16 protein-coding genes are annotated in these 22041 nt (G+C 40.5%); 11 read left to right on the forward strand and 5 right to left on the reverse strand.

Annotated features, from left to right (window positions below):
• The 5 genes from AC07UV_RS16390 to AC07UV_RS16410 form a co-directional block, all read left to right on the forward strand.
• Positions 1-3146: SusC/RagA family TonB-linked outer membrane protein (locus AC07UV_RS16390; RefSeq protein WP_495184523.1), on the forward strand; the 3146-nt coding region annotated here is incomplete at its 5' end.
• A gap of 12 nt (positions 3147-3158) precedes the next feature.
• Positions 3159-4787 carry a RagB/SusD family nutrient uptake outer membrane protein gene (locus AC07UV_RS16395; RefSeq protein WP_495184524.1) on the forward strand — a complete coding sequence of 543 codons (1629 nt, stop codon included), beginning with the start codon at positions 3159-3161 and terminating at the stop codon, positions 4785-4787.
• A gap of 60 nt (positions 4788-4847) precedes the next feature.
• Positions 4848-6371, forward strand: a complete 1524-nt coding sequence (locus AC07UV_RS16400; RefSeq protein ID WP_495184525.1) for a hypothetical protein — start codon at positions 4848-4850, stop codon at positions 6369-6371.
• 7 nt (positions 6372-6378) lie between these two features.
• Positions 6379-8370: a hypothetical protein gene (locus tag AC07UV_RS16405; protein ID WP_495184526.1), complete on the forward strand. Its 1992-nt coding sequence runs from the start codon at positions 6379-6381 to the stop codon at positions 8368-8370.
• A gap of 275 nt (positions 8371-8645) precedes the next feature.
• Positions 8646-10232: a glycoside hydrolase family 16 protein gene (locus AC07UV_RS16410; RefSeq protein ID WP_495184527.1), complete on the forward strand. Its 1587-nt coding sequence runs from the start codon at positions 8646-8648 to the stop codon at positions 10230-10232.
• A 185-nt stretch (positions 10233-10417) separates the two neighbouring features.
• Here the strand turns inward: AC07UV_RS16410 and AC07UV_RS16415 are convergent, their stop codons facing one another.
• Positions 10418-11674 carry a hypothetical protein gene (locus AC07UV_RS16415; RefSeq protein ID WP_495184528.1) on the reverse strand — a complete coding sequence of 419 codons (1257 nt, stop codon included), beginning with the start codon at positions 11672-11674 and terminating at the stop codon, positions 10418-10420.
• Positions 11675-11805: 131 nt separating this feature from the next.
• Here AC07UV_RS16415 and AC07UV_RS16420 point away from each other — a divergent pair, with 131 nt between their 5' ends.
• The 3 genes from AC07UV_RS16420 (at position 11806) to AC07UV_RS16430 (ending at position 13688) form a co-directional block, all read left to right on the forward strand.
• Positions 11806-12372 (forward strand): Crp/Fnr family transcriptional regulator, encoded by a 567-nt coding sequence (locus tag AC07UV_RS16420; RefSeq protein WP_495184529.1) that lies wholly within the window; start codon positions 11806-11808, stop codon positions 12370-12372.
• Between the two features lie 54 nt (positions 12373-12426).
• Positions 12427-12876, forward strand: coding sequence for a DoxX family protein (locus AC07UV_RS16425; protein ID WP_495184530.1), 450 nt, complete (start codon positions 12427-12429; stop codon positions 12874-12876).
• A gap of 101 nt (positions 12877-12977) precedes the next feature.
• Positions 12978-13688: an HAD family hydrolase gene (locus tag AC07UV_RS16430; RefSeq protein ID WP_495184531.1), complete on the forward strand. Its 711-nt coding sequence runs from the start codon at positions 12978-12980 to the stop codon at positions 13686-13688.
• A 92-nt stretch (positions 13689-13780) separates the two neighbouring features.
• On the opposite strand, the gene AC07UV_RS16435 is transcribed toward AC07UV_RS16430, so the two are convergent.
• From AC07UV_RS16435 to AC07UV_RS16445, 3 genes are all read right to left on the reverse strand, one after another.
• Positions 13781-16306, reverse strand: a complete 2526-nt coding sequence (locus tag AC07UV_RS16435; RefSeq protein ID WP_495184532.1) for a TonB-dependent receptor — start codon at positions 16304-16306, stop codon at positions 13781-13783.
• A 125-nt stretch (positions 16307-16431) separates the two neighbouring features.
• Positions 16432-17157, reverse strand: a complete 726-nt coding sequence (locus tag AC07UV_RS16440; protein ID WP_495184533.1) for a LytR/AlgR family response regulator transcription factor — start codon at positions 17155-17157, stop codon at positions 16432-16434.
• The gene (locus AC07UV_RS16445; protein WP_495184534.1) at positions 17147-18187 is read right to left on the reverse strand and encodes a sensor histidine kinase; all 1041 of its coding nucleotides are present in this window, start codon (positions 18185-18187) and stop codon (positions 17147-17149) included. Before AC07UV_RS16445 ends, AC07UV_RS16440 begins: the two co-directional genes overlap by 11 nt.
• A gap of 235 nt (positions 18188-18422) precedes the next feature.
• Between AC07UV_RS16445 and AC07UV_RS16450 the strand changes: the two genes are divergently transcribed.
• Genes AC07UV_RS16450 through AC07UV_RS16460 form a run of 3 tightly spaced genes read left to right on the forward strand, consistent with a single transcriptional unit; the run spans position 18423 to position 20919 of the window.
• Positions 18423-19382: an aldo/keto reductase gene (locus AC07UV_RS16450; RefSeq protein ID WP_495184535.1), complete on the forward strand. Its 960-nt coding sequence runs from the start codon at positions 18423-18425 to the stop codon at positions 19380-19382.
• A gap of 30 nt (positions 19383-19412) precedes the next feature.
• Positions 19413-19895 (forward strand): YdeI/OmpD-associated family protein, encoded by a 483-nt coding sequence (locus AC07UV_RS16455; protein ID WP_282255641.1) that lies wholly within the window; start codon positions 19413-19415, stop codon positions 19893-19895.
• Positions 19896-19935: 40 nt separating this feature from the next.
• Complete coding sequence (locus AC07UV_RS16460) at positions 19936-20919, forward strand: Gfo/Idh/MocA family protein (RefSeq protein WP_282255640.1); 984 nt, start codon at positions 19936-19938, stop codon at positions 20917-20919.
• A 97-nt stretch (positions 20920-21016) separates the two neighbouring features.
• On the opposite strand, the gene AC07UV_RS16465 is transcribed toward AC07UV_RS16460, so the two are convergent.
• Positions 21017-22000 carry an aldo/keto reductase gene (locus tag AC07UV_RS16465; RefSeq protein ID WP_495184536.1) on the reverse strand — a complete coding sequence of 328 codons (984 nt, stop codon included), beginning with the start codon at positions 21998-22000 and terminating at the stop codon, positions 21017-21019.
• Positions 22001-22041 lie beyond the last annotated feature (41 nt).

Below are 22041 nucleotides of genomic sequence, written 5' to 3' on the forward strand. Positions count from 1 at the left end.
TCGAGGAGCAAACCAAGATTAATTTCATCTATAACGATAATAGTATTCATGATATTAAAGTAAAGCGTGTTGATGTACGCAATAAAAAATGGACTGATCTATTGTTGCCAATCTTAGCGAAGGAATCTTTGGAGATGGATATAGTAAGTGAAAATCGTATTATCATCCGTTCGATGAGCAGATCGCAGGATAAAATAGCATCGGGTACAATCAAAGATAGCCATGGAAAACCGTTGGCTGGGGTATCGGTGAAAGTAAAAGGAACAGACAAGATGACACAGTCCAATAGTGATGGACAATTCTCACTTGTGGTCGATAACGAAAACAACATACTGTTGTTTTCCTACCTGGGTTATCTCACACAGGAGCTTCCTTATCAACGACAAGGGATGTCAGTGGTGTTACAGGAAGATCTCGCCCAATTGGAAGAAGTTGTTGTCATTGGATACGGAACCCAGAAGAAAGCAACGTTGACGGGTTCGGTCAGTCAGGTTTCGGGGAGCGAGCTGCAACGGTCGCCAGCACCTAACTTGTCCAATTCCCTTGCCGGGAGAATGCCAGGTGTAGTTGCCAACAATCGTTCAGGTCAGCCCGGGAGCGATAATTCTGAAATATTTATTCGCGGTAAAGGTTCCTTGGGAGACAATAGTCCATTGTATGTGATCGACGGGGTTGCCAACCGTGGTGGCATCGAGCGATTGAATCCGAGCGATATCGAAACTATTTCCGTATTAAAGGATGCTTCTGCTGCAATCTATGGTGCACAGGCTGCTAATGGTGTGATTTTGGTGACGACCAAACGTGGAAACGGTGATAAACCAACGATTTCTTACGATGGAAGTTATGGGCTCTCCGAGCATACACGTACACCTAAGTTGATGGATTCTTATCAGTTTATGGTATATGATGATGAAATCAATGCTCATTTTGGTCGAGTTGAAAAGTATAAGGATATTAAAGGAAAGTATTTGGATGGAAGTATCGATCCGCTGCTATATGCAAATACAGACTGGATGAAGGCGGTATTTAAATCAGCCCCGCAAACACAGCATTCGCTCTCGTTGCGCGGTGGTGATGAAAAGGTACGTTATTATGTATCGGGTGGATACTTATATCAGAAACCGGGCTTTAAAAATACTGACCTGAATTTCAGAACGGTGCAGTTTCGCTCCAACCTCGATGCAAAGATCACCAAAGATCTTTCGGTATTGATTGAGGTCGCTACAAGACAGGAAAATCGAAACAATTCCAATTATGATATGGGGACCTTCTTTTGGGAAGCGTTCCATGCTTATCCGTTCTTACCAGATTACTATCCCAACGGACTACCAGGCCCGGGACTTTCCTGGGGTAATAACCTGACAATCCTCGCTGCAGGGAAAACAGGTTATCAGCATATAAAAGATAATTTTATAAATACAAAAGCTGGCTTCGACCTCAAAACTCCTTGGTTGTTGGATGGATTAAGTTTTTCAGGATATGCCGCATTTGATTCGAGATATCGGCATGAAAAGAAGCTCAACAATATGTGGGATGCCTATCGTTATAATCCAGCAACCAAAGAATATGACAATATTCGGGAAACAACAGGTGATGTTAATATAAACCTTTCGGAGAGAAACGATAACGATCGCATCGAAACCTGGAATTTTAAAATTGGCTATGATAAGAAATTTGATGCGCATAGTATTAATGCCTTTCTTGCATATGAGCAAAGCAAGAACAGAGGAGATTGGTTTTCAGCTTATCGCCGTGATTTCTTAAGTGATGCCGTAGATTATCTTTTCGCAGGAAGTGATAATCAAAAAAATAACGATGGGAAGGCAACAATCTCAGCTCGCCAGAATTACTTTGGCCGGGTAAGTTATGGATTTAAAGATAAGTATCTAGCCGATTTCACGTTGAGGAGAGATGGTTCGCAAAACTTCAGCAGCAATGCACGTTGGGGTTGGTTTCCCGGTGTCTCAGCAGGTTGGCGTATCTCCCAGGAAGATTTTTTTAAAGAAAATGTTCCGTTCATTAATGAATTGAAGATTAAAGCTTCTTGGGGTAAATTGGGAAATGACCGTGTAAGTCCTTTTCAGTATATAAGTACCTATGTACTCGGGGATGGAGCAATGTTTGGTGTTGACCCTAAGAGAGGGAAAGGTTTTACGGTAGGAAGATTGGCCAACCCTAATATTACCTGGGAAAAAGTGGATACGAAAAATATAGGTTTTGAGTCTGTTTTCTTTAAAAACACGTTGACTTTTGACCTACAGTATTTCTATTCGATGCGGACTGATATTTTAACACCAAAGCAGGCCTCAGTACCCAAATATACAGGATTGACTTTGCCAGATCAGAATATCGGCGAGATTTCAAACAGAGGTGTTGAGAGTAGCCTGCTATATCGTAATAAGGTTGATGATTTTAGTTATTCTATTGGCGGAAATTTCACTTTTGTACGCAATAAGATTCATTTCTTTGATGAGGCGCAAAATACGCCGGAATGGCAGCGTAGAACAAATCATAGCATAGATTCCTGGTTGGTGTACAAAACCGATGGTATCTACCAGAATCAGGCTGAAATAGATGCTTCTCCACATTTATTGAATACCAAACCTGGTGATATCAAGTATGTTGATGTTGACGACGATAAAAAAATTACAAGTAATGATATGGTCCGGATTTACGAAAGTCCGATACCCGAAATTACCTACGGCATTACCATGGGGACGAAATGGAAAAATTTCGATTTAAATATCCTATGGTCGGGGCAGGGCCGGGCGAAACAGATCATAAAACCGGGAAGCTACAATAGAGATGTGACATATTTTGAAAATAGATGGACTTCGGAAGCGGAAACGCCGAATGCACTATATCCCAGAGCTTTTGATCGCGATGATACGTTTAATTCCATGAACTCGACATTCTGGTTGAAAAATGCCTCCTTCTTAAGACTGAAAAATGTAGAACTGGCTTACTCACTATCACCAGCCATGCTCGAAAAGATTAAGATGAAAAATCTGCGCGTCTTTATTAGCGGTTTTAATCTCTTTTCCATCGACCAGATCAAAATCCAGGATCCTGAAGGGATACAAGCTGGTGGCATGTATTATCCACAGCAGCGGATTTATAGTGTGGGTATGAATTTAAGTTTTTAATTGATAGATTACATGAAAACAACGATAAAACTATATATAGCAATTTTTTTTACAGCTTGTTTTACATCATGCGCTGATTATCTAGATGTCAAGCCTTTGGACTCTTTTACCGGAGAGGCTATATTTTCGGATGTCAGTTTAACAGAAGCTTATGTGAACAAGCGATATACGGAACTACGGGATGGGTTTGGGAATTTCGGTTTACGCTACATTTCCGATGAGGCATATCACAACTTCAACTCGGGTAATCCTTATTTATATAATCGTGGCGAGGTAACAGCAGATCAATTTGGTGATCACTCGACCTGGAACGCGTATTATGAAGGAATCAAGAACTGTAATATTTTCTTTGATAATATTGCTCAGCTCAAAGCAGACAAAGGGAAGGTAGACCGATTGATTGGGGAAATGACTTTTCTGAGAGCATTTTTTTATGCGGACCTTGTCGCACGATTTGGCGGTGTCCCTCTGATTACAAAAACCTTCGACCTGAACAGTGATATGATGGTGCCTCGGAATTCCTATGACGAATGCATTGACTTTATTGTAAAAGAATTAGATAAAGCAGCAGACTTACTTCCTCTCAGTTATGAGGGAAAGGATTTTGGTCGCGCGACTAAGGGAGCTGCGTTGGCACTGAAGTCGCGGGTAACATTATATGCTGCCAGCTCTTATTGGAACCCATCTAATGATAAGTCCAAATGGCAAAAAGCTGCGGATGCAGCGAAGGCTGTGCTGGATCTCAATCAATACCAGCTCGATCCGAATTACAAACAGCTTTTTACGAGCAACAAGAGCAAAGAGATTATTTTCATGAAGCAGTTCAATACGGAATTTGGGCATTCCTTTGACTGGACTGATTCTCCGAACGGTTTTACAGGCTGGTCAAGAACCTGTGTACTCCAAGACATGGTGGATGCTTATGAGATGGAGGACGGTTCCATGCCTTCAGCACAACAGTACGTGGATGGTAAACCCTGGGAAGGGCGTGAGCCTCGATTCTATGCTTCTGTTGTCTGCGATGGCCAGCAATTTAGAGGAAGGGAGATTGAGTTCTATGTATCTTCTACCGGAAACAGAGCCAATAGTGGTAAAGACAGCGAATTCGGTATTGATGATTGGAATGCTTCGAAGACCCATTACACGATCCGCAAGTTTATGGACGAAAGTTTGCGCAATCCTTGGAACGATAAGAGCGCACAACCTTGGATTTACATGCGTCTGGGTGAGATTTATCTAAATTATGCGGAAACCCAATATCAGTTGGGGAACGAGGAGGCCGCCCGTACTTACATCAATAAGATTAGAGAGCGGGCACGAGGAGGGAAGGCTGGTATACTTCCTGCTATTACAAGCACCGGGGCAGCACTTTTGGGAAAAATACAACAAGAACGCCGCATAGAACTTGCTTTTGAAGATCATCGTTTTTTTGATGTAAGACGTTGGAAAATCGCTGAACAGACCGAAAACAAACCAGCACGAAAAATCACGATTGTGCGGGATGACCAAACGAAAAAGAAAAGTTATAAAATCGAGGTGTTGCAGGAGCGGAAGTTCTTTCCACAGCATTATCTGCTTCCAATTCCACGGAGTGAGATTCAACGAAATGCACTGTTGAAACAGAATCCAAGTTACGACTAATCAACCTACCGCCCAGGATCTGTCATGTACAGATCCTGGGTTCATTAAAAGCTAATCCTTATGAAAACGATCTTATTACTCGTGCTGCAGGCACTATTTTTTGTAAGTTTATTCGCGCAAAAAAATGATATTTCCATTGATACAGATCATAAAGAGCTAAACGACATCTTTGTGTGGGCAAAGCAGAAAGCGCGGTCTTTTGTTGTTACAGGAAAAAGAGGCCCAGTCAATATCCATCAAAAAAAACAAGAGTCAGCTACCGTTTCTTATTTACCTAGCTACTGGGCAGGTTATCCTTTGCGCACAGCATTCTATTCACGTGATTTTTGTCATCAAGCGATTGGAGCTCATTTATTAGGACTGGAAGCTGAAAATTTCACCATGCTCCGCGCTTTTGCCGCGAGTGCTACCCCTAGCCGAAAATGGTTCCCTTTATGGGCTATTAATTTTGATGGGACACCTTATACCTTAGATTATAAAAATGACGATAACTTTGTGCGCGAAATTCCAGCTGTTTTTGAACTCGTTGAAAAGAATGCTCAGCTCTATGACTGGACCAAAGATCGACGTTATCTGACTGATTCCGCATTAAGACAATTCAATGCCAAAGCTGTCAGTGACTTCGTGCTAGCACATGATCTTAAAAATCCGAACGGTGTTGCTGAGAGTGATGGCTCGGGCAATATCTTCAAAGGTACCGCCACCTATAATGAACATCGTGACCAGACTTTGATCGAAGCAGGCGATGGTATCGGCAGTCAATATCAAGCTTATATGGCTTTCGCCAAGCTGTCAGAATTAAGTGGCGAGAACTCCCAGGCCAGGTTCTATAACGAAAAGGCTAGCGCATTGCGGAACTATTTTAACAAGGAATGGGGGATAGTGGATAATAAAGAACTGTATAATCGGGGCTACGATAAGAATAATCTCCCTGTTGCTGGTTGGGGAAAAGAGAACTCTTGGTTTCTTCCCTTGAAAGAAATTACAGACCCACGATCGGACAGACATCTAAAGTATTTGGATTATATCGATGAACAGCTTGGCTCCAAAGAAGGATTGCCCGAAAATATAGAAGCAATTACCTATGTGCCGGAGTTATTTTTTAAATATGGACAGAATGAGCGTGGCTGGAAATGGTTGAAATACATTATTTCAAAAATTAATACAGTGCATGCCATGGCAACATTGACTGGTAACAATGGCGATTACCCAGAGGTTTCTTTTGTACTGATCAGTAATGTTGTACAGGATATGATGGGCGTTAATCCCGGGGAAAAAGGTAACGCTATAGAAACCTGCTCCCATCTTCCAAAAGAACTTGGCCGAGTGAAAGTGTCGAATGTCAAGATTGGTCAGGTACTGTACACTGTGGAGCAGCGTGCTGTATCGGAAACGATCTTGTCTTATACAGGAGGAGAAGCGGTACAGTATTGGCAGGCTGGTTTTCCGGGAAGTCATCCTTATCTCTACTGTAATGGTAAAAAGACTAAAAGTAGCATCGGCGAGAAAAATGGCATTACCTACAGTTATATCGATGTGAAGATCACAGGAGATAAGCCATATCGTGTAACGACTCAATTATAGATAAATCATGAAAACTAAATTATACTATTGGAGTATTGTTGCAATTAGTCTACTGCTGTGGAGTTCATCGTTAGCTCAAAATTCAAAAAAATGGACGTTATTGAAAGGGAATAGGATTGAATGGAAGGTCAGAGAAGGAGAGAATCACGAAGACCATATTGAAATGGCAGGTTTACAAACCGCTGCTGTCGTTTACTATGGTGTTCGCAACGGTCGTCTCGTATTGGACAAAAAGATCGTATTTCCCATGTTGCGAACAATTCCCAACAATACACATGCAAGCCTAACCGTACCCTTTCAAGATAATAAGTCTTTATTAATAAAAGTAGATGGTGTAGAGGTCGATGAATATCCGCTGAGCTTTGGGCTCGATGGAAAATTATGTGTTTATTCAAAAACGAATTCTCCGCTGGAAATACAGCGGACCTTATTTCCCGCAGTTGATAAACCTGTTTTGATTGAACAAGTTAAGTTGGTTAATACGGGGAGTAAACCCTTACAGATTGATCTGACTAACAAGTATTCAAAATTCTATTCCGACCCTGAAAAAAGTGTATATGGGCAATATGTCGTGCAGGCTTTACTAAGAGATAGCCTCGTCCCAAAACTTGAACCACTGCAGTCTTATCAATTCAATATTGTGTATGAGGGGAAGAAAATCACCGAACCAGCTTATCCGTATTCGCCTTCCTATGAATTAGGGAAAAGGGAGGACTTTGTGAAAAGTTTAGCTGGTGATCTTATTCTGGAAACACCCAATGATACAATCAATACAGCATTTGCCTTTGCGAAGATTCGTGCAACAGAAAGTATCTATGATACAAAGGGCGGATTAATGCATGGTCCTGGGGGCTTAAGCTACTATGCCGCGATATGGGCAAATGATCAGGCGGAATATGCCAATCCTTTCTTTCCATTTTTAGGCAATCGCAACGGCAATGAAAGTGCGATTAATTCCTTCCGTCATTTTGCCCGTTTTATGAATTCGGATTATAAACCGATTCCCAGTTCAATAGTTGCTGAAGGTGACAGTTATTGGAATGGAGCCAAAGATAGGGGGGATATGGCGATGATTGCCTATGGGGCATCGCGTTATGCCCTGGCATTGGGTAAGAAAGATATCGCTACTGAGCTGTGGACATTGATTCATTGGTGTTTTGAGTATCTTGAGCAAAAGAAGACAGATGAGGGCGTATACCGCTCCGACAGTGACGAATTGGAAGGCAGAGCTCCCGCAGGAAAGATTAATCTGTCGACGAATAGTATTGCTTATGGTGCTTATCGAAGTGCTGCGGATCTGGCCCGTGAGTTGGGTAAGGATGATCTTTCACAACTATACCTACAGCGCGCTGGAGAACTTCGGAGCGCGATTGTTAAGTACTTTGGAACCGACGTGCAGGGATACTCCACGTATCGTTATTATGATGGAAATAACATCTTAAGGGCTTGGATATGTTTGCCCATGACGATGGGCATTACCGAGCGGAGCGCAGGAACAATCGACGCATTGTTGTCAAAATATCTTTGGACCAATAATGGTATCCTGACACAATCCGGAGATAAGGTATTCTGGGATAGGGCAACATTGTATGCCTTTAAGGGATTTTTTATGACAGGTGCGACAGAAAGAGCGCTTCCCTATTTTAAATATTACTCTTCGATGCGCCTTTTGGGCGATCACGTCCCTTATCCAGTAGAGGCGTGGCCCGAAGGTGGACAAAGACATTTAAGTGCAGAGAGTGCCCTTTATTGTCGTGTCATAACTGAGGGTTTATTTCATATTGTACCCACCGGGTTACGTAAGTTCAGCATAAATCCCAGTTTACCAAAGGAATGGAAGTATATGCGACTTAGGCGCATAAGAGCCTTTGACCGTGTGTTTGATCTTGAAGTAGTTCGGAGAGGCAAACAAGAGTTCCTTGTTGTGAAACAACAAGATGGAACGACAATTCAAAAAATGATTTTAAAGAACCAAGCTATCAGTATCACGTTAAATTAAGCGAATAAATCGCTACAGGGCGACCAGTAGCGATTTATTTTTAATTATATGTCCTTATAATGGGCAGAAATCCTGCATATCTTTCCATGTCCCTCTAGTTCCATGTCCTCTGCGGATAGCGAGCCATTGATACTTTTGTAGAAAAGTACAATGGAATTTACGTCTTTGTATTGCTAAATTAAACAAACGGTTGCGTTTTGATCGGAGTTGCCAATGCTAATAATTCTCATTATTATCGTATTGCTATAGTAAATGAGTACTTAAAATAAGATAAAGTGAAAAAATATATATCACTGGCGGCAGCTCAAATGTTGTCGGTTCTATTATTGTCAGCGCAAACGGCCAAGTCAGATGCACTATTACGATTGTTGGGAACAAGAAGTTGGATACGACTTGATATGAAAGATGGAAAGAACGATCTTTCGGGTGCCAAGCTGTTCTGGTCAAAGACGCATAGGAAGCCTGCTGTTGCCAATGCGGTACTGGCGGAGGGCACCAAACGCTATTATATCCAGCAGGTTGATCCCGAGACAACGTATTATGTTTGGGTGGAATCTGCAGCTGGCAAGCCTTTGGCGCAAGGGAAATCCTATACCGCTAAAAGTTGGACTTTGGATGACGCCGAACTCGAGGAAGAGAAAAGAAATCCAAGTTCAGCTGTTGTTCCTCCCGGTATGGAAGTTTTTTGGCAGGACGAGTTTAATGATCGACTTTTAAACCGGAATAAATGGACCAGCAATTATTTCTCCTCATTGAATTATCTAAATGAAAAATCAAAGCAGGAAATGTTGCAGGATCAATTACCCCAGCCGGCCTATACGCTCGACGGATCCGCAATAAACCTCTATGTGAACGATAGCATCCCAAAGCGAATCTTTACAGAAGGTGGAAACCAAAAGATTTCGTCCATTCAGACCTATGACTGGAAAACGAATGAAAACCTATTGGACAATAGTAAAGGTGGTTATTTTGAGGTAAAAGTACGACGCAATCGTCAAGGTAACCCGAAAGGAACAAATACTGCATTTTGGTTCGATTCACCAGGGCCAGATATTCGTTACTATCTTCAAGAGGGGGCAGAGGTTGATGGAATAAAGGGAATACGCCCAAAAGGCCAATTGTTTGAAATAGATGTGTTTGAATATATCACGGCTCAATTTGTCATCCACGGACATGTTGATGCGAAAGGTGTATTTCAACGTAATCTTGCTACACATATTGCCGAAGGCTATGAGCATGTAGGCCAGTGGGTTACACACGGTATGTTGTGGACTCCAACAAGTATTAAGCACTATATCAATGGTGATTTAATTAAAGAATACAACAATAAGAATCAAATCTATTCACCCAACCATTTTATGAATGTGTTTTTGGGCGCATACGGTTCCGAAGGTGGGGTGAATATGGAGGTCGATTATATCCGTGCCTATAACTGGCCTTTGCGTGATGGAAATGAGCTCCCTAATCCAGATTTTGAGGGAAAAGCTGGTCTTCAGCCCTGGGAAGGTGAGGGGACGATCGAGCAAGGCTTAGGTGAAAAGGGTAGTAAGGCTCTTGTACTTGCTCAAGGGAAAAAGATAGAACAATACATTTATCTGGACCCGGAGCAACAATTTAACCTTACGTATTGGGGTAGAGGCGGCAGTATAGCCTTAGCAGTAGACGACGTGACGGTTGTGACTGGAGAACTGTCGAATCTAAACCAACAGACGCTGGAGTTGGGTAAGAAAGGTAAAAAGCACGAAATTAATTTTGTGACTGGTCAGGAAATCAAGCCAAATAAAAAAATAGTGCGAATAGCCTTTACAAACACAGGTAAAGAGACCATATCTTTAGATAATATCACAGTAAAGAAGAAATAAGAACAACTGAGACTTATCCTACTATAATAATGGAAATATGGCTCCATGTAGTTGAATAAAAATCAATACATGGAGCCTGTTTTTTGCATAGAAAGTAACCGAATACTCTTTGTCGTAATGGAGTTTTAAAAGCTGCAAAAAGCCAAATAAAACAGATGGTATTCTATTTTCGATTGACGAATTGTCTAACGGCTACTTGGATACTCCTGTATCCAATGAAAAGAGCGTTTCATTAATTCTGGTTTTTGAGGATCCTGTTTGATAAGTTTAATTTTCTCGATACGGTTGTCAACAGCTTTCGTCAATAAGATATTTCCATTTTGATCGATTTCATAATCGTATCGATAATTGTTTAAGGTGAGTTTTTGTTGTTGGGAATCAATTAAGATATTTAGGGACAGTGGATTGTAGTCTATATCACGGACAAAGGCACGATCGTTATCCTGCTGAAAAATGATCTGCCGCCATTCTTTTGGAATGGTTTTGATATTCTCATCGGTTTTTTCAAAATGGTAGATTCCATAGAGTGGTGATTTTTTAAAATAGGCGTCGATCATCTTCTTGGTGTTAAAAATCCCAATTACCTGCTGTACTCCAAAGATGATAAGTATTAATATTTTAAAGACGATAAGCCCTTTTCTCTTCCATACTTTATTAAATAATGGTTTTTGAATGGTAAATAACTGTGCTGGTTGCCCTTTAATAAATAGGGAAACCAGTGCATTCGCGGAAGGTAGCAACAAAAACAGTGAAAGCAAAAACAAGGCGGTCGAAACCATCTTCACTGGGACATCGTAAAAATAGTTGATGGACATGATGTTAATGCTAGTGACAATGGTTACTAAAGCCCCCAACACAACGGTTTTTCGGAATAGAAGGAATCCCGACAATATTTCAGCTATTCCTATGAGAATATTGTAGCCTTTGGAAAAACCAATAAATGTCCATGCCAGTCCCATCGGAGTGTATTCTCCCAATGGTTGTATCAACTGTGCCAGTGAGGGCGGTTGCATCTGGAAATGCATCACTTTAATTACACCGTAGTTTATCAACATGAATGCAATATAATAACGTATTGCTGTTGTCAACCAATAATATAAGGTTTCATAGTTTTGACACTTCAAATCAAACAAAGACCAGCTAATTGTAGTTACCGCAGTAATTATGAGAAGAAAAAGTAACGATACCCAGGCATAGGAAGTATCCCCACTTCCATTGATAAAAATAGTATAATCATACTGATATTGTAAAATAGTTTTCGCAAACCAAGGTATGATCCAATGCATAAGATCAGTTAATGGCTTGCCGATGTATCCGAAAAGTGGAAAAGCACCATTATTGAAAACTAGTATGAATGAAAAGATGAAAACAAAAGAAAATCGGAAGAAGAATTTCTTTGATGGGGACCATACTTTGAGACTGTTTTCTGCAATAGGAGTCATAATAAACGTTTATATTGATTAATTTAATATTTATTCATGAGATTAAATGCTTAAATAATTAAATAGATAATAAGATCAGGTTTTCTCTTGTTTGTCCAGAAGTTTTTATCTTGTTTTAAAATATGGATAGCATGGATAAAATCAAGAATTATTTTGACTCGCTCATTGCGATGGAGATCGAGGACTGGAATATTTTTTCTTCAATGCTTTCCAAAGCAGTTTTTCCGAAAAAATCATTGATCCTGGAAATGGGCAAGACGGAGCGCTATTTATCTTTTATTGAAAAGGGGATTGTTCGGTTCAATATTCAAAAATTAGATTACGATTTTACATTTGGTTTTGCCTTTGAAAACTCCTTTGTGAGCGCCTATGATTCATTCCTGACCCAAACTGCATCGTCCTATAATCTTGAAGCGATTACAGATTGTGTCTTGTGGCGGATATCTTATGATGATCTGAATATCGTGTATAAAACGACACAGGTGGGGAATTTTATCGGACGAAAGGCTATCGAAGATATCTTTTTGAAGAAAATGAAACGTGAATTTACGTTACTCGAAGATTCAGCCAAAACGAGGTATGTTAATCTGATGCGGGAACAGCCTGAGTTAATTAAAAATATCCCCCTCAAATACCTGGCATCTTATATTGGGATTAGACCACAATCGTTAAGCAGAATCCGGAAGGAAATTTCTTAACAATTGTTCATTGATAGGGAATAGAAAGGCCCATAACTTTGAATAAAAAAGATTATGAAACCACTTTTTGTTTTACTTACAGTATTTCTCATCAGCAATTTAGTTATACGACAGTATAAGGACGATATGGATTACCATTTGGCTGGAAAAATAGCCCTTGCTGCCACATTATTGTTTACCTCCCTTGGACACCTCATCTACACAAAAGGCATGCTGTTGATGCTTCCTGATTTTATCCCATTAAAAAAGGAAATGATTTATGTGACTGGACTATTGGAGGTCATAGGGGCCTTCGGTTTATTTATACCAGCTTTAAGCCGTCTTACAGGGATGCTTTTAATTGTCTTTTTTTTACTGATACTACCGACAAATATATATGCGAGTATAAAGCATCTGAACTATGAAACTGCGACTTTTGATGGAAAAGGACCCGGGTATCTGTGGTTTAGAATTCCATTTCAACTGTTGCTGATCGGCTGGACTTATTATTTTGTGCTACGTTAATTTATGCTCCTCTTAACTTAAAGATAGCAATAAGTTAATATTGAAAAGTTTAGTTTTATTTAACAATATTTTATTTTTGCTAAACATTTAATAGTGAATAGATGAGAGAAGCGATCAAGATGGTAGTATTTGATATGGCAGGTACTACTGTAAATGAGGGTAATATAGTTTATAAGACACTTCAACAGGTGATAAATCACATTGGTGGTTATCAACTGACATTGACAGAAGTGTTGGAGCATGGAGCTGGCAAAGAAAAGTTACAGGCCATTAAGACTGTACTAAAAAATTGCCTCAATATAGTTGACGATCAATTAGCTGAGCAGATGTTCCAATCATTTTTGCAAGCACTTGAAAACGCCTATGAAGTAGCAGACATTTATCCGAATTCAAATGCCAATGAACTTTTTGCGATTTTGAAAGAGATGAATATACTTCGGGTATTAAATACGGGATATGATCGCAAAACAGCGGAATCCCTTTTGAAAAAGCTTAATTGGGTTGTAGGTCAAGATATTGATGCATTGATTACGGCATCCGATGTGCCTAAAAATAGACCATACCCGGATATGATCGATCTTGCAAGAGCAAATTTTGCAATAACAGATCCCAAAGGCGTAGTGAAAATAGGGGACTCAATTATTGATATAAAGGAGGGTCAGAATGCTGGTTGTGCTTTAAGCATTGGCATTACGACAGGTGCGCATCATGCTGAACAGCTAAAGTCAGCTAATCCGGATTATGTGATTGATGATCTACTGGAAATTGTACCAATTATAGAAAAATACAATATCCCAAGTCAGCTGGTTTAATGAAATGAAGATCGTATAAAATGAAATAAAGCAGAAAGAGACCATCCAATCGGTCTCTTTCTGCTTTAATATGTCAAGCTAAATGCAAGTGTCTATTGCATCTGCATACCTTCCATGGAATTTTGGTTTTTGTTTTTCTTGAACATGTTCATGTCCATTTTGCCAAAACGATAAGATAGATTCAATTTGACAAGCTGCGGATTGGAGAGACGATAATACTCTTGGTAGAAACCATCACCCGAAGAGATTATGGTATTTCCGCGGGTTCTGAAGATATCGTTTACCGCCAATGTCACGGAAGCAGCCTGATTTTTCAAGAAACTCTTCTTGATGGCAAAATCGATCCCATAAAAAGGCTTAATGTACCCCTGAGAGGAACTTTGAGCCTGATTCATCGGTGGGCCAAAGGTTTGATTTTGTGTGACCGGCATATTTGTTTTTCCTTGATATTCAAATGCGAGCTGAAGGTTCCAGTTCTTTTTCAAATTAAACGTATTATTCAATTTTCCAAATACGGTCCACATACCTTCTGATGGTGTCTTGTCATCGATTTCAATTTTTGAATTGTAGAAATTGAGGTCTGCTGTCAGATCCCACCATGTTTTTAAATTATTGGTGTAGGTGAACTCTGCCCCATAGTTTTTGCTGGAATTCGCATTAATATAGGTGTTGATGAAATCCATTTTGTCCGTAATGGGATTGAGCTCCTGTGTCAGGTATCGGGTGATCAGGTTCGTGGTATATTTGTAATAAAATGAAGCCAGGAAGGTTCCTTTACCATGTGTTCGGCTATAAGACAATTCGCCTGACGTTGTAAACTCTGGGACGAGGTCCGGATTACCACGTGTAATATTTAAGCTGTCCGTATAATCAACAAATGGAATTAACTGAAAGAAGTTAGGACGATTAACACGACGCGTGACACTCATCTGTAGCTGATCTTTTTCCGTCAGTTTCTTACTGAGGAATAGAGATGGGAAGAGACTAAGCGGGTATTTATTGTGGAATTTTTGGTTTGTATTGATTAGTTCACCGTCATAGGTGGAATTCTCGACGCGTAAACCGACTTTATAAGATACCCAATCTTTAAGGTTGCCACCAAGTGAAGCATAAGCCGCATAGACTGTATTCTTATTGTCGTAATTGGCTGACGCAGCACTGATATCCTCATAATCATCTTTATCGCGGGCTTTAAGACTGTTGCTATTCAGGTTTTTGAGCTTGTTGATCTGTGCGCGAACTCCCGTTTCAAGTTTCATCCCATTTTTGAATGGTTTAACATAATCTGCCTGTACGGTCATAAATTTATTGTCGCCAGATCCAACGTTCTTTTGGATCTGTGAACCAATGATTCCACTGTTATCTAAATAATTGGTGGTGTAAGTGCCATTAGATTTGTTTGTTCCGCCGAAATAATTGAAGTCCGCGGTCAATTCCTCGCCCTCGGTTTTGAATTTCTGAACAAGGCCCGCCTGTAAACCTCTAGGTTTGAAACTACGTTCGGACGCTGAAATTCTATTGCTATTGCCTTGCGTTTCCGTCGTTATCATCGTGTTTTCATTGGGGCGAAATTTGCCTTCGACAAAGATTCCAGCAACAGATACGGTCGTGCGCGGACTAAGGTCATAGTCTAATCCGAGTCTTCCAAAGCTGATCGTTCCCTTGGTTTTACCTTCGATATCCTGGTTAACGGTAGATTTAACGCCATCAATTGTGCTTTCCCGATAGCTATCACCTTCGGTATTCGTCCGCATGCGCATATTCATTCCCGTAAGGGATATATTGAATTTGTTTTGACGCAAATTGAGACTTCCCATAAAATTGGTTCCGCCAAAGCGATCTGCTCCAAAGGTAAGCATACCATTGTAACCTGTTTTTTTATTCTTTTTCAGGATAATATTTAAAATTCCGGCCATACTCCCCGAAGCATCGTATTTAGCAGAAGGGTTGGTGATGATTTCGATCTTTTCGATCACGTCAGCAGGTATTTGGTCTGGCGTTAGTGTTGTCGGTTTGCCATCTACAAAAATAGTCGGTGCAGCATTCCGGAGCTTGACATTTCCATCAATATCAACTTGCACAGAAGGCATATTGCGCATAACATCAATGGCAGTACCACCCGCTGCTACAATATTCTTTTCTACATTGTATACTTTTTTGTCGATATCCATTTCAAGTAAAGCTTTACGACCAGTCACCGTTACCTCGTCTAGCTTTCGATTATCATTTTCCAATGTGATAGCACCAAGATCTTTATCCAAAACTTTGCTATCAGATCCATACTCGACCGCAATATCTTTAGCGGTGTAACCTACTGAGCTTATTTTTAACTTCCATTTGTCTTTGGTGGATAGTGCCGTAAAGCTAAATTTTCCATTTTCAAGCGAACTCGTGCTTTTGAATAAGATTTCCCGCTCTTTGCCTGTAGACTGATCATGAATCACCCGCAGTAGATTGACAGAAGCCTGTGCGATTGGTTTACCCTGAAGGTCTATCAGTTGACCGGAAAGTTTGCCTTCAGCGACAGAGAAACTGCCGGGACGGCCACTGGGAGCTGTTTGGGCATGTAATGAGGCAACAGCGGTTGCCAATAAGAGTGCTGCTATAATTTTTTTCATTTTTTCTTTGCTATACGGATCAATAGCTGGTGTTGGAAAAATTGATCCCAAGCAAATTTGTAAATGATTTTTATTCTACACAATCATCTGTAGACCGACGGACCTAATGTGTAGACGAATGGCTGTTATCGAATGCTGTTATCTTTGCTCGCGGGCCCTTTTGTCTGAAACTGCTCCATATTTTTGACATATTTTTTGCCAATCGGCAGTTCCACCTCAGGTAATGTAAGTTTTGCAACTGTGCAATGTTCGATCCTATTTTTGTTGACGATAAAGGAATTGTGTATTCGGAGGAAGTTGCCTGTTGGCAACAATTTTTCCATACCACGTAAATTGCTCCGGGTTAGCAGTGGAACCGGCCGGTCAACCAAATAGATTTTTACATAGTCTTTTAAACCTTCGATATAACTGATTTCCTGGAGAAAGATCTTGGTTTTTTTATATTCCACATGCACGACAATATGGTCTTTTTCAACAACGTGTTTGTTGCGTAGTGTCATAATATCTGCTACTTTTCGAATCGCAGCCGTGAGCCGTTCTTTTGAAATAGGCTTCAAAAGATAATCTACTGCATTTAATTCAAATCCCTCAACAGCATATTGATGATAGGCTGTTGTGAATACGATTAACGGTGGATCTTCGAGTTCCCTGACAAATTGTGTTCCTAGTTGTTCCGGCATCTGGATGTCCAGAAAAATGAGATCGACCGAATGGGTTTTCAGGTAGTCAACAACATCTACAGGGGCATGAAATTTCTGTAGAATTTCAATTTGCTCAAAACTCAACAGATCGTCCTCCAGCAAATTAAGCGCGAATGGTTCATCGTCAATGAGTATACATTTAATCTTCATCTGTCATTAATCTGAGTGCAACTTCAAAATAGTCGTCTGCTGTCCTTTTGATCTTGAGGTCATGGCGGTTGGGATAAAGCAATTGTAATCGTCGTTTCACATTCGCCAATCCGATCCCTTCATTTGGCCGGTGCTCAGTATATTGTAATATTTTATTGACCGATTTAAAAATAAGCCCTCCCGGAATATCTACGAATTGAAACTGGATGTATGGGCTATTTTTACTATCTACTCCGTATTTGAAAGCATTTTCTACAAAATGAATAAATAATAGCGGTGGGATCATTCTATTCTTGAGGGTGCTTTCTATTTTTAGATCAACTTCACCCGCAATGGGAAGCCTTAATGTCTGTAAAGCAATGAAATTGCGCATATGATCAATTTCTTTGAAAAGTTCGACCTTTGGCCCATCAACTTCATAAAGGATGTAGCGTAGCATTTCGGAGAGCTTGACTATTGTCCCCTCGGAATCGGGTGACTGTTTGCGGATCAGCCAACGAATATTGTTGAGCGTATTAAATAAAAAATGTGGACTGATCTGAAGTTTCAAAATAGTCAGTTCGGCAGTTGTCTTTTCTAATGCAATTTGTTTATTAAGTTCCTTTTGTCTGGCCTGTTCATTATAAAGAAAAATCATGGACGAGGTGATCATACAAAGTGAGTAGATAATCCCTGGGCCTACAACGAGTCGCACAAATAGTATATTTTCCTTTTTAAAATGAGCTAATTCCCCATTGGGATTGAAATAGACGATTGCATAATTGAGCATGACATATGCGGCAAAGCCTAATGCAATCAATAGGATGAGCATCTTTCGGCGACCAAAGAAATATTTCGGTGCGACGAGGTAACAAAGAAGATAAAAATTACTTGCCAGAAAGATGATATTGGCCAGATGGGATAGTGCCGAATAGATTTTAAAATCAGCGATTTTATCGGGTTGATAAAGATAAGTAATAAAAGGCAGTAAGAGCAGAATGACCCATATCACAATATGTAAATAGAATTTTCTAAAGAATCTACTGATCATGGGGACGTTCTTAAAGTTGTGCTATTATTGGACTATAGTCAAAAATATAAAAATATTTGTGATACTAGCATGGTATCTGTTGAGAGGAATGGTATAAATTTTAATTCAAATTGTTGTGTATCGAAATATTTCAATTAGATTGACTGTTGCAATTGCATAGACTCTTCAAAATAGTTTTGTATTTTGCATACATAAACTTGATAACGTGACATTCAATCCAAACCGATATACTATAATGCCTTACAGGCGATGTGGAAAAAGTGGTATCCAGCTTCCGGCAATTTCCCTTGGCCTGTGGCAAAATTTTGGTGATATCGATCAGAAAGAAGTGTTTAGGCAGACCCTACTTACGGCTTTTGACAATGGTATCACACATTTTGACCTCGCCAATAATTATGGCCCACCTCCCGGTAGCGCGGAGCGAAATTTTGGCGCTATACTGAGCTCAGATTTTGTTGGACATCGGGACGAACTTTTGCTGTCTACCAAAGCGGGATACACCATGTGGGATGGACCCTATGGCGATTGGGGGAGCCGTAAATATCTGATGGCAAGCCTTCATCAGAGCTTAAAACGTCTAAAACTTGACTATATTGATATTTTCTATCATCACAGACCTGACCCGCAGACACCACTCGAAGAAACGATGGGTGCATTGAGTGATATTGTACGACAGGGGAAAGCCCTCTATGTCGGTTTATCAAACTACCCCGCGGATTTAGCAACGAAGGCAATTGCTATATTACAGGATCTTAGATGCCCTTGTCTGATCCATCAACCGAAGTACTCGATGTTGGTACGTACCCCAGAGGATGGGTTATTGGAAGTGCTGGACGAGGAAGGGGTGGGCATGATTGCTTTCTCCCCGTTGGCGCAGGGATTACTGACCAATAAATATTTACAAGGTAATATTCCAACAGAGTCTCGGGCCGCAAAAGAACATTTTTTAAAGAGTACTGCAATTACACCCGATCTGATAACAAAATTGTCTGCTTTGAACGAACTGGCATTGCAACGCGGACAATCGCTGGCCCAAATGGCAATTGCATGGTTATTGAAAGACGAACGCCTGACCTCGGTTTTGGTCGGAGCACGAAACAGCGAACAGTTGGCTGATTCGTTAAGATCGCTCGACAATTTGAGCTTTAGTACTTCGGAACTCAATCAGATAGCACATATTCTTGCTACAACTTAATTTTTTGCTGGATGGTAAATTTCAACGCCTATGTCGGTCTTTAAAGCCAAACTGGAACTCATAGGAATCAATCCTTTTGTTTTTGTTCCCGATGATGTATTACACCGACTCTTTGAAGAAGCTGGGGTCAACAAGGGATATATCCCTATTAAAGGAATGGTAAATGGGAAAGATTACAAACAGACTTTGTTGCGTTATCAGGGAGCATGGCGATTGTATATCAATACGGAGATCTTGCCAAATTCACCTAAACGAATTGGTGAAATCTTGGAATTATCCGTTGTTTTTGATCCGACGGACCGAAGCTTGGTTCCGCACCCCGAACTTGAGCAGGCATTGGCGGAAAATGAAGCCGCCAAAACAGTCTTTGATCGTTTAGCACCATCAAAAAGAAAAGAGATTATCCGTTATATTTCTTTTTTAAAGACCGAGGACAGCCGGCATAAAAATATTGAAAAAGCAATCGGATTTTTGCTTGGTAACAATCGATTTATTGGGCGTGAAAAACCCTGATAAAAAAGATTTATTGAAGGATTAGATCATAAAAAATAGCATGGAAAATACAAAGGTAAGATGGGGGATCATTGGCTGCGGTGATGTGACAGAGAAAAAGAGCGGACCGGCATTCAATAAGGTTAAAGATAGTCAATTACTTGCTGTGATGCGCAGAGACGCTACAAAAGCCGCCGATTATGCTCGGAGACACCAAGTTGCCAATTGGTATTCGAAGGTCGAGGACTTGTTGGACAATCCGGCATTGAATGCTATTTATATTGCGACTCCACCGTCTTCGCATTATGACTATGCTTTGAAGGCGCTGGAAGCCGGAAAGAATGTTTATGTGGAGAAACCTGTTACATTAAATGCGGATGAAGCCGCATTGTTGTTAGCGGCTGTTAGAAAAACAAGTGGCAAGCTCGTCGTTGCGCATTACCGAAGACAATTACCCTTGTTTCTCAAAGTAAAAGAATTGCTAGAGGCAGGACAGATAGGAGCTATCCGAACCGTTCAACTTCGATTATGGCAGAGCCGGGCGCCGGAATTGGTGACTAAAGGTGCAGCAGACTGGCGTACAGATCCTGCGATATCGGGTGGTGGATATTTTTTTGATCTTGCACCACATCAATTGGATCTAATGCTTTATTTCTTTGGTGCGCCTATTTCTTATAATGGATTTAGCCAAATTCAGGATGCTGCAAGTGATGTTGCTGATCAAACAACTGGTACCATAGTGTTTGAGAATCAGATCATCTTTAACGGGAGCTGGTGTTTTAATATCCGATCAGAAGATAATATAGATAGCTGTGAAATTGTAGGTAGCCAGGGAAAAATCACCTTTTCGATATTTGGCAATTCCATCTTATTAAGATCTGATCAGGGAGAAAAAGAATTCGTATTTGAGCATCCTGAGCATATACAATATCCAATGATCGCGAGTACAGTTGCCTTTTTTGAAGGTAATGGGCCAAACCCTGCTCCGATCGAGGAAGCGCTGACTCTAATGAAAATCATTGATTGTTTTGCTAAGACAAAATAAGTGACTAGGGGTAGGCCAGCAATAGATTTTAACTCTTATAACAGGACAATTCTGAAGAGACGTACTGTTATAAGAGTTCTTTTTAGGTGCCTAAATTTTAAATCTTAGACAAGGCTGTATCGATAAATGATAGTTCATCTCTAGTGAGATTGATTGCTGTAGCTTCTGCATTTGCAATAGCCTGTTCAGCATTTCTGGCGCCTGCCAATACAACAGTGATTGCCGGTTGTAGACTGGTCCAGCGTAACACGAGTTGTGAAACACTGACGCCCTTGTCAGCTGCCACTGGAGTAATGGTATCTAAGAAGGTTTTTACCTTTTTGAGATCAAATTGCTGAAAGTAGCCGTTGCGGTGATCATTGTCTTTCAATTTACCTTCATTAAAGTATTTGCCTGTAAGCAGGCCACGTTCCATCGGGCTGTAAACAATAATGCCCAAATCATGCTGTTGTGCATAAGGTACCAGATCTTGCTCAATACCTCGGTTTAGCATACTGTAACCGACCTGATTGCTCGCGATTTGGATTGAATTCTGAGCTTCCGAAACTTGTTCGACACTATAGTTGCTTACACCCGCTGCACGAATTTTTCCCTGCTGTAAAAGCAGATCTAAGGCTTCCATTGTTTCAGCAATGGCTGTGGTACTGTCTGGCCAATGGATTTGCAATAAGTCTATATAGTCCGTTTGCAGGCGTTTTAGACTGTTTTCGACTTCTTTGATCACACTGGCTTTGGATGCATACTTGTAAACAGGAATAGTTTTGCCCTTTTCCTCGGCATCAAAGAAAAATTCACCTTTACCTTGATTACTTCCGTCCCATACCAACCCAAATTTGGTCAACAACTGAATTTTAGATCTATCGTAACCCTTTATCGCTTCGCCGATCATCTCCTCACTTAAACCGAAGCCGTAGAAAGGAGCTGTATCTAACGTGGTAACTCCATGATCGATGGAAGCCTTAACGGACTCGATGGAGTCTTTTTTCTCATTACCACCCCACATATTTCCACCAATGGCGAAAGCACCATAGGTGATTGCTGAAAGTTCTAAATCTGTTTTTCCTAATTTTCTGTATTCCATATTTTGTTATTTTAATCTTTGTCACCCGCTGCATATTTTCA

The sequence above is a fragment of the Sphingobacterium sp. GW821-FHT03E03 genome, from assembly GCF_059420745.1.

Excerpts from the sequence above, each read along its gene's own strand:
- AC07UV_RS16395 (WP_495184524.1), top strand. The coding sequence starts at position 3,159 with ATGAAAACAACGATAAAACTATATATAGCAATTTTTTTTACAGCTTGT.
- AC07UV_RS16400 (WP_495184525.1), top strand. The coding sequence starts at position 4,848 with ATGAAAACGATCTTATTACTCGTGCTGCAGGCACTATTTTTTGTAAGT.
- AC07UV_RS16405 (WP_495184526.1), top strand. The coding sequence starts at position 6,379 with ATGAAAACTAAATTATACTATTGGAGTATTGTTGCAATTAGTCTACTG.
- AC07UV_RS16415 (WP_495184528.1), bottom strand. The coding sequence starts at position 11,674 with ATGACTCCTATTGCAGAAAACAGTCTCAAAGTATGGTCCCCATCAAAG.
- AC07UV_RS16420 (WP_495184529.1), top strand. The coding sequence starts at position 11,806 with ATGGATAAAATCAAGAATTATTTTGACTCGCTCATTGCGATGGAGATC.
- AC07UV_RS16425 (WP_495184530.1), top strand. The coding sequence starts at position 12,427 with ATGAAACCACTTTTTGTTTTACTTACAGTATTTCTCATCAGCAATTTA.
- AC07UV_RS16430 (WP_495184531.1), top strand. The coding sequence starts at position 12,978 with ATGAGAGAAGCGATCAAGATGGTAGTATTTGATATGGCAGGTACTACT.
- AC07UV_RS16435 (WP_495184532.1), bottom strand. The coding sequence starts at position 16,306 with ATGAAAAAAATTATAGCAGCACTCTTATTGGCAACCGCTGTTGCCTCA.
- AC07UV_RS16440 (WP_495184533.1), bottom strand. The coding sequence starts at position 17,157 with ATGAAGATTAAATGTATACTCATTGACGATGAACCATTCGCGCTTAAT.
- AC07UV_RS16445 (WP_495184534.1), bottom strand. The coding sequence starts at position 18,187 with ATGATCAGTAGATTCTTTAGAAAATTCTATTTACATATTGTGATATGG.
- AC07UV_RS16450 (WP_495184535.1), top strand. The coding sequence starts at position 18,423 with ATGCCTTACAGGCGATGTGGAAAAAGTGGTATCCAGCTTCCGGCAATT.
- AC07UV_RS16455 (WP_282255641.1), top strand. The coding sequence starts at position 19,413 with ATGTCGGTCTTTAAAGCCAAACTGGAACTCATAGGAATCAATCCTTTT.
- AC07UV_RS16460 (WP_282255640.1), top strand. The coding sequence starts at position 19,936 with ATGGAAAATACAAAGGTAAGATGGGGGATCATTGGCTGCGGTGATGTG.
- AC07UV_RS16465 (WP_495184536.1), bottom strand. The coding sequence starts at position 22,000 with ATGGAATACAGAAAATTAGGAAAAACAGATTTAGAACTTTCAGCAATC.